1 protein-coding gene is annotated in these 1,640 nt (G+C 57.3%); it reads left to right on the forward strand.

Features of this window, described 5'->3' with window-relative positions; all coding sequences use genetic code 11:
• Nucleotides 1-38: 38 nt before the first annotated feature.
• On the forward strand, nt 39-1,640 hold a 1,602-nt coding region (locus ACH107_RS32680), incomplete at its 3' end, for an OmpA family protein (RefSeq protein ID WP_412509756.1).

Genomic DNA, 1,640 nt, shown 5'->3' on the forward strand with positions numbered 1-1,640 from the left:
TGCGCCACGAAACTGAAACCGCATAAGATCAACCCACGGTGAGCCAGAGCCTCCAATCCGAAAGCCGATCAAGCGTCCCAAATTATCTGACGACGTACAAGAACGGTAAAACCAAAACTGCAACGGTGACGTTCCAGTTCATTGACCCGCAGGGTGTTGTCTATGACAGTGCAACGGGTGAGCCAATCGCGGGTGTTGTGTTGGAATTTGTGTTTGCAGGAACCGATGATCAAGTGCCCAATGGATGTCTTGGCACGCTACCCAATGGAGACACGCAGCAGTATCAAGAAACTGGAGAGGCTGCGCTGACCGGGACCCCCCAGAAAGATAAAGAGGGCCGGTATCAATTTGATCTCCGACCTGACCCCGGCCTGGGTTGCGGCGGCGTTCAAGACTATGAGATCCGCATCAAAAAACTGCCCGAGGAGTATGAAGACTATGCTCTTGATAAAGACTATGCTCTTGATCTTGATGAAGCTGATCCGCTCCTGACTCAAATTGACGACCCCATCCTACCGGTTGTCGACTACAACAAGGCGCCTGATGATGAAGAGCGAGAGTACTACACCACGTTCAGACTCGGCCCCGGTAGCGCAGACGTATTCAACAACCACCTCCCCTTGAAAGGGCCAGCTGGCCTGTCGGTTGATGTGACGTCCGATGAGAGCGCTCTGGCGGACGGCGCGCAGATCGGAGATGTCATTGAATATACGTTCAACGTGGAGAATGACGGGAAGACCAACCTGAGTGATGTTGCGCTTTCTGGTTTGCACTTCACAGGAGCTGGCAGCCTGCCAACACCGACTTTTGACAGTGCTGATGAGGGTTCGTCGGACGGCACACTTCTGCCAGGTGAAACGGCAACTTATACCGTCGAATATGAGTTGACCGAAGCTGATATCCTCGCCGGCGCAATCAGTTTGCAGGGTGATGCTGAAGCAAAAGACGGAACAGCGGCCATCACTGCAGAATCAAACGAGGTCATCACGTCTCTCAACGGCCTGATTGATCGCATCGCGGAGCCTCTAACGGATATCCTTGAAAGCGATCTGCGCGAAACTGTCGCCAAGCAGTCGCGGCTGTTCGAAGATATCGCAGGTGGAGCCCGTGATCGTCTTGCGGACCGCGCGGGAGACCGCTGTGTTCAAACGCTCAACGGCCTTGTCGAAGATGATCCGATCCTCTTTGAAACAGCGAGCGCCGCGCTTCGCATGCGCCCACAAGGCGAGCTGGCTGGGCCGATCGCTGCATCTGACCAGGTTGAAAGCCGTCAGTTGCTTGATACCTTGGCCGAGACATTGGCCGGTTGTAGCGGGACACGCATCGAGATCGCCGGACACACCGACTCGCGCGGTGGGGACGCTTACAATCTGCGCCTGAGCCAGGCCCGCGTGGAGACCGTATTGCGGGCACTGGCCCAGCGGGGCGTCGACACGGAGCGTCTCGTGGCGCGGGGGTACGGCGAGCGCGAGCCTGTGGCGGACAATGCAACCGCCGAAGGGCGTGCGCAGAACCGCCGCGTGGAGTTCCGAGCGATCAGTGAGGCGCCCAAGCCCGAAGAATGTGGCCAAGTGCGTCCGTTTGACGTGAACGGCTCTGCTGAAGCGGGGGCTGGACGGTTCAACACCGACGGCACCTTC

The organism is Roseovarius halophilus (ex Wu et al. 2025), assembly GCF_047086965.1.